Here is an 8,936-nt window from a genome sequence, read left to right as displayed (position 1 = left end):
GAGCGTTCCCATTCCCCGGTCTCCGGGTTCTGGACTGCGAGGCCGAGTTTCTCGGCGAGGGTGACTGCTTCGGTGAGCAGGATCTGCCAGGCACTGTTGCGTGCCAACTCCCGCGCCAGTTCGGGGTCGATGGAGCCGTGTCCGGCCAGGTATGCGGGGTCGGCGAGTAGTCCGATGAGGGTGGCGATGTCGACGGTGATCATCGTCAGCGGTGTCCGCCGATCCGGCAGGACTGCGTCTGCTTTCGGGCAACTCTCTCGTTGGCACAGGCAGGTCAGGCGGGGTTCGCCGTGCATGCGGGCCATGAACGCATCACACAGGCGTTCCTGCTTCCCGCGGGGGTCTTTCGGGCAGAGCGTGTCGGCCATTTCCTCCAACAACTGCCAGGCTGCGGCAGCCTCGGGTCCGGTGAGTTCGGCTCGGATCCGTCCCAGTTCCCCACCCGGACTGTGGGAGATGTGACGGAATTTCTTCGCGAAGTCCCGCAACGCGGCCGCTTCCTCGGGGGCGGCGCGCATGAGGATGTCCCAGATCTCGTTCTCGAGCGGCCCTGGTGAATTCCTGCGTGCGGCCTCGACGACGTCGTCTTCGACGAGTGTGACGATGGTGTCGGAGAGGTTGTCGAGGATCCGGCACACGACTCGGACTCGGGCGAGGTCGATCTCACCGGTCTCGAACGCCGCCAGTACCAGTGGTAGCCGGGTGTGCAGGGCGACGCCGATGGAGACGTACGATTCGGCGACCGTCGCCGAGCATCCCAGCGCGAGTGCCATCTCGGTGCGCCCGTAGCGGCTGTAGTGCTTGTGCTTGATGTCGCGGGTGATCCAGTCGCGGTGCACGCGGTAGCAGGCTGCGATCTTGCGGGCGGCGTGCCGGTTCTCTGCCTGTGCTGCTGTGGTCAACGCCTCCAGCGACACTGTCGGTACTGCCATCGTCTTCACCCCCCGGTGACCCAGTTCAGAACGTATGTTCGAACGAGGTGAAGAGTAACCGAGGCCACCGACACAAACGGAGAAACGTTCGAGTGACTCGACTCGGCCGGTCACGAGCTATCCAATGGGGCCGTATATATCGAAGGAGCCGATTACCTCGACGAGTAGCTGTCGAGGTAATCGGCTCCGGTGTATCGCGTGGGGGATGTGCTCTCGGGGATCAGCTACCGAGGACGCAGAACTGGCCGCTCGTGAGGTTCAGTGCCAGGGACAGCGGGCCGACACAATCGACACCCTGGCCTTCGGAAGTGGCACCGGATCCCCAGCCGGCGATCGCGAGAGTGGTCTGGCCGGCGTCGGCCCATGAGTGCGCGATTCCGCCGCCGAGCGCGATCGCGTAGGCGGTGCCCGCATTCTTGCTTGCGCCGAGTGCGACGCCGAATCCGTTGGCGTACGTGGTCGACGAGCCGGGTCCGTCGTTGACGCTCACCGCGGTACCGCTGTCGGCTGCACCTGCAGTGGCCCGACCGTCGCCATTCGAGGTAGCGCCGCAACTAGCGGTGCCGTCGACCTGGATGTCGTTGGCCGAGGGCGGAGACACGCAATTGACGGGCGCGGCCGACGCGGTGGCTGCGCCAGCGAAGGCGGCGACCGTCATACCTGAGCCGAGGGCGAATATTGCTGCGGTGCGGGCAATTCGGCTACCGAACCGACTGGACGTGCGCGCGGAGGAGGAGTGGGAGGAAGACAGGCGGGGGAGGGAAACAGAGAACAACAGAAAGCTCCTTCACGAGCGAAACGGGTCGGTGCGGCACACGGTACCCCGCCAGAGCGGGTCTCGGCAGCAAGCCAGTGCGGTTTGTGTAACGGTGCCGATGGCATCCGTGAATGATTCGTCGTAGAAGTCCGGCTTTCCGTGCGGTCGCCGGGGCTGTCATGGCGACCGGACATGCCTTGAGGCTGGTGTCGGGTGGTGTGCCCGATTCGTCGAGTTGCATTCCCTTGCTAGATATTTCGGTGCCTGTGCCCGTGTTGACTCTCGCGCCCGAGTCGGTGGGGGACGTCGCGCGGCGGCAATCGCCGGTGCCCTCCGATTGCCAAGAAATCGTTACCGACCAGCTGTCTATCTCGCCGAGCCGAAATCGGCACTGTCGAGCCACTACAGAGAGTCCGACAGGTCGGTATCACAGAAGAACCAACTGTCGGACCGGATCGATTTGTCGACGCTCACAATTGATTTCACCTCTGGGAAGGGGGAGTATCCGGCTGAACCGGACAGCCTCTGGCATGCCGTTGTGGAGGGTCGGCGTTCGCTGACTCGTGTCACCGCGAACGTCCGACCTCAGGGACCGGCGGCTCCGCCGTACGTGGCGATCTTGTATTCGGTCGCCAGGAGCGAGAGTTGCAGTTCACGAATACGCCGCCGAACCGTGTCGCGGTGTTCGACGAGCATATCGAGGCGTTCAGGAACGGTGTGCTCTCCATCGTCGACCAGTTCGACATAGCGCTGCAGGTCGCGCATCGGCATCCCCGACAACCGCATACGGGTGAGAAACACTAGCCTGCGCACGGCCGCGTCGTCGTAGCTGCGATGGTCGAGGCCGTCGCGGGCCACCTCGATCAGACCGCACCGTTCGTAGTACCGGAGAGTGTGCGCCGAGACATCGAGCAACTCGGCGACCTCGGCGATGCCGAGCGGTTGGGAGAGTGCCCGGGGCTCGATCAGATCGTGCACCAGCCCGACGGTCAACGGTGCCTCCGAATCGACCATGGATGCCAGCGCCTTGTTCATCAGGTCCGTCGTCGCCATGAGTAGTGAAGCTAGTCCGGTCGCGGCCGTCAGACCGGGCGGACGGATTCGGGCACGCCCGGAAAGTCGGCGCTTGCAGCCACGTGGGCATGGGCATCGAGCGACGCGAGTTCACGGCGGTAGGACTCGCGCAGCCGTCGGACGGCTTCGCGTCCCAAAGGGATGCGCAGGGGTGCGGTATCGGCCTCGACCAACTCACGGATGATGCGGGCCGCGCGCCTCGGATCGCCTTCCTGTCGACCGTCAGCTGCGAGCATGTCGGTTCTGAAATCGGCGAGAGAGTCCGCGTACGCGTCTGCAGGGGCGGCGGATTCGAGTACGTCGGCACTGTTGAAGCCGGTCCGGAATCGGCTCGGTTCGACGATCAGAACTCTGATGCCGAACGGGGCGACCTCACCCGCCAACGCCTCCGACCACCCTTCGAGAGCGAACTTCCCAGCCGAATAGGAGCCGACACCGGGAAAGGAGATGCGGCCACCCTGGCTGCTCATCTGCACGATCGTTCCGGTGCCACGTGCACGCATTCCCGGAAGCACCGCCCGGGTCAGGGCCGCGGGACCGACAAGATGTTGTTCGAGCATGTCACGCAGTCGTGTGTCGTCGATTTCCTCGGCAGCGCCGATCTGACCGACGCCACCGTTGTTGACGAGTACGTCGACGCGTCCGAATCGCTCGATCGCCGCGTCGACCACGGCAGGTGCGGACGCGGTGTCTCGGACGTCGAATGCGATGGGCAGCAGCGATCTCGGGTGTTCGGCCAGCAGGTCGTCGACACGCTCGGGTCGACGCATGGCCGCGACTACGGTGTCCCCCGCCGCCAGGGCGGCCTCGGTCAGCGCTCGCCCCAACCCGGAGGAGGCTCCGGTAACGAGCCAGGTGCGGTGTGGAGTTGCAGATGTCGATGTCATGAAACGAAAGCTAGGGCTTCGAGCGCACTCGAACGCAAAGGCGGCAGGCGCTGCGCTCGATCAGACGCTGCCCTGGTAGCCGTGCTGGCGCCAGGCCTCGTACATCGTGACCGCTGCTGCGTTGGCGAGGTTCAGCGATCGCCGGCCGGGGATCATCGGAATGCGGAGCTGATCGCTGACGTGTGGGTCGTCCAGAACGTCGTCGGGCAATCCCGTGGGCTCCGGTCCGAACAGCAGAACATCGCCGGGCTCGTAGGCGACGTCGGCGTACGACCGCGTTGCGTGCGCGGTGTACGCGAATACCCGCGTCGGTGCCAGCGCCGACCAGGCCGACGGCAGGTCTGGGTGCACGGTGACCGACGCGAGATCGTGGTAGTCCAACCCAGCGCGTTTGAGCTTCGGTTCGGACATGTCGAAGCCCAGCGGTCCCACCAGGTGCAGTTCACATCCGGTACCCGCGACCAGGCGAATCGCGTTGCCCGTGTTCTGGGGGATACGGGGCTCGAAGAACATCAGTCGAAACACCCGGTTCACTCTGCCACCACGAACCGGGGAAGTATGGGGCAGGTGGACGACGACCAGATCATCGGTGAGGATTTTTCCGACACGCGACTCGACGGGCAGGAGTGGTCGGGCAAGCAATTCGTCCGCTGCACCTTTCGTGATGCGGACATGAGTGGAGTGCGAACCGACTCGGTGGTGTTCACCGAATGCGACTTCACCGGCACCGACCTGACCGAATCGATTCACACGAACTCGGCGTTCCGCTCGTGCACCTTCACTCGGACGAATTTGCAGCACAGCACCTTTCGTCACTCGACCATGATGGGCTCGATGTTCGTCGACAGTCGGATGCGGCCCGCGACGTACGACGAGGTCGATTTCACTCTCGCGGCACTGGGGAACGGCGATCTTCGCGGCCTCGACCTGACGGGGTGCCGGATGCGGGAGGCGAACCTCGTGTCCACGGATTTTCGGAAGGCCACCCTGTGCTCGGTCGATTTCGCCGGTGCCCGCACGGTCGACACGAAGTTCGACGAGGCAGATCTACGCGGAGCCGTCGCCGATCCGTCTCTGTGGGTGAGCGCCAGCGTGCGAGGTGCCAAGATCGAGCTGATGCAGGCCGTGGCGTATGCGGGCGCACACGGACTTGTCGTCGAGGGCTGACGCAGTCATCGGACCGGCGCGGCGCGGCCGACCTCGAGCCTGGAACAATGGCCGGGTGACTGCAACGATTCTCGATGGCAAAGCGACCCGCGACGAAATATTCGTAGACCTCACCGCTCGCGTGGCGACACTGCGTGAGAAGGGGATCACCCCAGGTCTGGCCACCGTGTTGGTGGGTGACGACCCAGGTTCGGCCGCGTACGTTCGAGGCAAGCACAACGATTGCGCCAAGGTCGGGATCACGTCGATTCGCCGCGATCTGCCCGCGGACATCACCCAGGCGGACCTCGAAGCTGTGATCGACGAGCTCAATGCCAACCCCGAATGCACCGGATACATCGTGCAGTTGCCGTTGCCGAAGCATCTCGACGAGAACGCGGCGCTCGAGCGAATCGATCCTGACAAGGATGCCGACGGACTGCATCCGATCAACCTCGGCCGGCTCGTGCTCGGCAAGGACGCCGCACTGCCGTGTACTCCTCGTGGCATCGTGCATCTGCTACGTCGTTACGACGTCGCTCTCGACGGTGCGCACGCAGTGGTCATCGGCCGCGGCGTCACCGTGGGTCGGCCCATCGGGCTCCTGCTCACGAGGCGTTCGGAGAACGCGACGGTCACGTTGTGCCACACCGGAACTCGCGACCTCGCGGCCGAGGTCTCCCGCGCAGACATCGTCATTGCTGCCGCCGGAGTTCCCGGATTGATCACCGCGGACATGGTGAAGCCGGGTGCTGCCGTTCTCGACGTCGGGGTGACGCGCACCGAGGGCGGATTGCGCGGGGATGTCGCCGACGGTGTCGACGAGGTCGCCGGTTTCCTCTCGCCCAACCCCGGTGGCGTCGGACCGCTGACACGAGCGTTTCTGCTCAGCAATGTGGTCGAGCGGGCCGAACGCACTGCGTCCGAGAACTGAGCGAACCGACGATGAACGCCGCTGAGGATGCCCCGGGCGAGGCCGAGTCCGGTTTCCGCGCAGCCTTGGCACGCAATCTGCCGATACTCGCTGTGTCGGTCGTCGTGCTGGCCGCGCTCATCCTGGTGTTGGCGGATCGTTGGCGGCGCGGCTCGTTCATCTTCGGATGCGCGGCACTCCTCGCCGCAGTGCTGAGATTGTTCCTCCCAGAATCGCGCGTCGGCACACTGAGCGTCCGCAGTCGTGGATTCGACGTGCTGTCGCTGGGCGGCGTCGGGGGAGCGATCGTGTTCTTGTCGCTGTCGATCGATCCGCTGGGGACGGACTGACACCAGAACGAGAACGGTGTCAGCGTCGTCCCAAGCGGGCCAGCTCCATGGTCGCGGCGAGCAGCTTCGCGACCGAATCGGCTTCGGTGAGAAAGCCGTCGTGGCCGTCGCGTGACTGAATCACTTCGAGTCCGCTGCACTGGGGGAGTTCGCGGGCGATCTCCTTCTGCAGTCGCAGCGGATACAGGCGATCGGAATCGACACCTCCGACGATGGTTGGAACCGGCACGGCTGCAAGAGCTTCGGCGACGCCGCCGCGGCCACGACCCACATCGTGACGGTTCATGGCCTCGGTGAGGAGAACGTACGTCGCAGCATCGAATCGATTGACCAGCTTCGCAGCCTGATGCTCGAGGTAGCTCTGTGCGGAGTACCTGCCCCCGGCCCACGGATCTTCGTCGTTCTGTGGTGCGTTGCCGAACCGAATATCGAGTTCACTCTCGGTGCGGTACGTCAGATGCGCGATGCGTCGCGCTATGCCCAGTCCGGCCCTCGGCGCAGTACCGGTGTCGTGGTAGTTGCCGCCGAGCCAGGCCGGGTCCGCGGTGATCGCGGCGATCTGAGTCGTCTGGGTGCCGATCTGATCTGCTGTTGCCCGGGCGCCGGTGGCGAGGACCAATGCGGCTGCAACTCGATCCGGGTATCCCACAATCCATTCGAGGGTGCGCATACCGCCCATGGACCCGCCGACGACGGCGGCGAACCGGTCGATTCCGAGGACATCGGCCACAGCTACTTCGGCAGTGACCTGGTCTCGGATCGAAATGTCCGGAAAGCGGGATCCGTACGGCGAACCGTCAGGAGAGATGCTGCTCGGACCGGTTGTGCCGCCGCAGCCACCGAGCACGTTGGTCGCCAGGACGCACCACTCGTCCGTGTCGATGGGGCAGCCGGGACCGACCATTCCGTTCCACCAACCGGGTAGCGCATGATCGGAGTCCGGCGGGCCGGACACATGAGAATCGCCGGTCAGGGCATGTTCGACGAGCACGACGTTACTGCGATCTGCAGCAAGCTCACCCCACCGCTGCACCGCAACGGTGACCTGGGGAATTCGCTCGCCGTTTTCGAGATCGACACCGCCGATGTCGATGGTTCCCAGCCGCCCGTCCGGAGACGGAAGAACCGCCTCCGGACGAACGCCTGTGTCGCAGCTGTGGCTCAAGATGCCGCCGCGCTGAAGCCGACCTCGAGATCGGCGATGATGTCGTCGATTCCTTCGATACCCACGGCCAGACGCACCAGACCGGGCGTCACACCCGAGGCCAACTGCTCTTCGGGAGTCAGCTGGGAATGCGTGGTGGACGCGGGGTGGATGACAAGTGAGCGCACGTCCCCGATGTTAGCGACGTGGCTGTGCAGTGTGAGTGCGTTGACGAACTTCTTGCCTGCGTCCACACCGCCCTGCAGCTCGAACGCGACGATCGCGCCCTGCCCCTTCGGCAGCAATTCCTGGCCCCGCTGGTACCACGGGGAGGATTCGAGTCCGGCGTAGTTGACCGAGACGACATCGTCGCGGCCGGCGAGGAACGCGGCAACCTTCTGAGCATTCGCCACGTGCCGCTCCATCCGCAGACTCAATGTCTCGATGCCCTGGCTGATGAGGAACGCGTTGAACGGGGAGACCGCCGCACCGATGTCACGCAACAGCTGCACCCGAGCCTTCAATGCAAAGGCGGGCGCACCGAGATCGGCGAAGACCACACCGTGGTAGCTCGGGTCCGCGGTGGTGAAGTTGGGATGACGGCCCTGCGTCCAGTCGAAGGTGCCACCGTCGACGATGGCACCCGCGATCGCCGTACCGTGACCACCGAGGTACTTCGTCGCCGAGTGCACGACGATGTCGGCACCGTGCTTCAACGGTTGCAGCAGGTACGGCGTCGCCACGGTGTTGTCCACGATCAGCGGAATACCGTGTTCGTGGGCCACAGCCGAGATGCCGGGGATGTCGAGAACGTCGTTCTTCGGGTTGGAGATCGTTTCGCCGTAGAACGCCTTGGTCGACGGAGTGATCGCTGCCCGCCACTGCTCGAGGTCGTCGGGATCGTCGACGAACGAGACGGTGATGCCCATCTTGGGGAGCGTGTAGTGGAACAGGTTGTACGTGCCGCCGTACAGCCGCGGGCTCGAGACGATGTGGTCGCCTGCCTCGGCGAGGTTGAGGATCGCGAACGTCTCGGCCGCCTGTCCCGATGCGACCAGCAGAGCCGCGACGCCACCTTCGAGAGCGGCGATGCGCTGCTCGACGACATCCTGGGTGGGGTTGATGATGCGGGTGTAGATGTTGCCCGGCTCTGCGAGCCCGAACAGTGCGGCAGCGTGGTCGGTGTTGTCGAACGTGTACGAGGTGGTCTGATAAATCGGCAACGCGCGAGCGTTGGTGGTGCTGTCCGGGGTCTGACCCGAATGGATCTGCTTCGTCTCGAAGCTCCAGTTCGCCGAGGGGTCGGTGAACTGATCCTCGGTGGGCGCTCCGGTGGCGTCGACGGGGTCCGGCGTGGAATCGGTCATGGCTGGTGATACTCCGTTTTCTAAGACGAGAGAAGAGTCGAATCATGCTCGAGAAGTCGAGCGCTACGGGGCGTATCGGTACAGCAACACATGAGAGAACCTCCTGACAGGCCTCGGCCCCTGAAGGCCGAAGTTTCAGTGGGTCCGCTTCCTGCGGACCCGCGCTTGTCGATTCGGCACTGGGCGTGCCGGATCGGCCTGGTCGTTCACCCGGGGCACCCCACCGCGGTTGGAGGGTTGCCGGCCAGCAAGCCGGGGCTCGATGCTGGCACTCATGACCTGGCGCAGATTCTAGCGGGTGCGAACGCCCACCGGAACAAGGGCTCGGGTAGAACTCGAGCAGATGCTCAGGTGAGGACAATCACG

Annotated in this window: 10 protein-coding genes and 1 riboswitch; of the genes, 3 read left to right on the top strand and 7 right to left on the bottom strand. The window is 64.7% G+C overall.

The genetic code is table 11. The annotated features are described in order from the left end of the window. The 5 genes from RHODMAR_RS19890 to RHODMAR_RS19870 all read right to left on the bottom strand — a co-directional run. On the bottom strand, window positions 1–932 hold a 932-nt coding region (locus tag RHODMAR_RS19890; RefSeq protein WP_008718081.1), incomplete at its 3' end, for a DUF222 domain-containing protein. Between the two features lie 220 nt (window positions 933–1,152). Continuing rightward, window positions 1,153–1,707: a DUF6764 family protein gene (locus tag RHODMAR_RS19885; RefSeq protein WP_198289495.1), complete on the bottom strand. Its 555-nt coding sequence runs from the start codon at window positions 1,705–1,707 to the stop codon at window positions 1,153–1,155. A 567-nt stretch (window positions 1,708–2,274) separates the two neighbouring features. Then, entirely contained in the window at window positions 2,275–2,742 is a 468-nt protein-coding gene (locus RHODMAR_RS19880; RefSeq protein ID WP_008718079.1) for a MerR family transcriptional regulator, read from the bottom strand. Between the two features lie 29 nt (window positions 2,743–2,771). Then, window positions 2,772–3,650 carry an SDR family NAD(P)-dependent oxidoreductase gene (locus RHODMAR_RS19875; RefSeq protein WP_042939929.1) on the bottom strand — a complete coding sequence of 293 codons (879 nt, stop codon included), beginning with the start codon at window positions 3,648–3,650 and terminating at the stop codon, window positions 2,772–2,774. Window positions 3,651–3,710: 60 nt separating this feature from the next. Next, window positions 3,711–4,175, bottom strand: coding sequence for a tRNA (cytidine(34)-2'-O)-methyltransferase (locus RHODMAR_RS19870; protein ID WP_198289494.1), 465 nt, complete (start codon window positions 4,173–4,175; stop codon window positions 3,711–3,713). A 33-nt stretch (window positions 4,176–4,208) separates the two neighbouring features. Here RHODMAR_RS19870 and RHODMAR_RS19865 point away from each other — a divergent pair, with 33 nt between their 5' ends. Genes RHODMAR_RS19865 through RHODMAR_RS19855 form a run of 3 tightly spaced genes read left to right on the top strand, consistent with a single transcriptional unit; the run spans window position 4,209 to window position 6,059 of the window. Beyond that, window positions 4,209–4,817, top strand: a complete 609-nt coding sequence (locus RHODMAR_RS19865; protein ID WP_008718074.1) for a pentapeptide repeat-containing protein — start codon at window positions 4,209–4,211, stop codon at window positions 4,815–4,817. A gap of 55 nt (window positions 4,818–4,872) precedes the next feature. Continuing rightward, entirely contained in the window at window positions 4,873–5,730 is an 858-nt protein-coding gene (locus RHODMAR_RS19860; protein WP_008718073.1) for a bifunctional methylenetetrahydrofolate dehydrogenase/methenyltetrahydrofolate cyclohydrolase, read from the top strand. An 11-nt stretch (window positions 5,731–5,741) separates the two neighbouring features. After that, complete coding sequence (locus RHODMAR_RS19855) at window positions 5,742–6,059, top strand: DUF3017 domain-containing protein (protein WP_008718069.1); 318 nt, start codon at window positions 5,742–5,744, stop codon at window positions 6,057–6,059. A 19-nt stretch (window positions 6,060–6,078) separates the two neighbouring features. Here RHODMAR_RS19855 and metX read toward each other — a convergent pair whose 3' ends face one another. Beyond that, on the bottom strand, window positions 6,079–7,224 hold the full coding sequence (gene metX, locus RHODMAR_RS19850) for a homoserine O-acetyltransferase MetX (RefSeq protein ID WP_008718067.1): 1,146 nt from the start codon (window positions 7,222–7,224) through the stop codon (window positions 6,079–6,081). Then, window positions 7,221–8,570, bottom strand: a complete 1,350-nt coding sequence (locus RHODMAR_RS19845; protein ID WP_008718065.1) for a bifunctional o-acetylhomoserine/o-acetylserine sulfhydrylase — start codon at window positions 8,568–8,570, stop codon at window positions 7,221–7,223. Before RHODMAR_RS19845 ends, metX begins: the two co-directional genes overlap by 4 nt. A 156-nt stretch (window positions 8,571–8,726) precedes the next feature. Then, window positions 8,727–8,850, bottom strand: a riboswitch (SAM riboswitch). Window positions 8,851–8,936: the final 86 nt, after the last annotated feature.

It is taken from the genome of Rhodococcus sp. AW25M09 (genome assembly GCF_000333955.1).
Taxonomy (GTDB): Bacteria; Actinomycetota; Actinomycetes; order Mycobacteriales; family Mycobacteriaceae; genus Rhodococcoides.
The sequence above is the reverse complement of the archived record's forward strand: the minus strand, read 5'-3'. Positions and strand labels throughout refer to the sequence as shown.

Bases quoted from the DNA above. Each gene is read 5' to 3' on its own strand.
- RHODMAR_RS19880 (WP_008718079.1), bottom strand. From the start codon at position 2,742: ATGGCGACGACGGACCTGATGAACAAGGCGCTGGCATCCATGGTCGAT.
- RHODMAR_RS19875 (WP_042939929.1), bottom strand. From the start codon at position 3,650: ATGACATCGACATCTGCAACTCCACACCGCACCTGGCTCGTTACCGGA.
- RHODMAR_RS19865 (WP_008718074.1), top strand. From the start codon at position 4,209: ATGGGGCAGGTGGACGACGACCAGATCATCGGTGAGGATTTTTCCGAC.
- RHODMAR_RS19855 (WP_008718069.1), top strand. From the start codon at position 5,742: ATGAACGCCGCTGAGGATGCCCCGGGCGAGGCCGAGTCCGGTTTCCGC.
- RHODMAR_RS19845 (WP_008718065.1), bottom strand. From the start codon at position 8,570: ATGACCGATTCCACGCCGGACCCCGTCGACGCCACCGGAGCGCCCACC.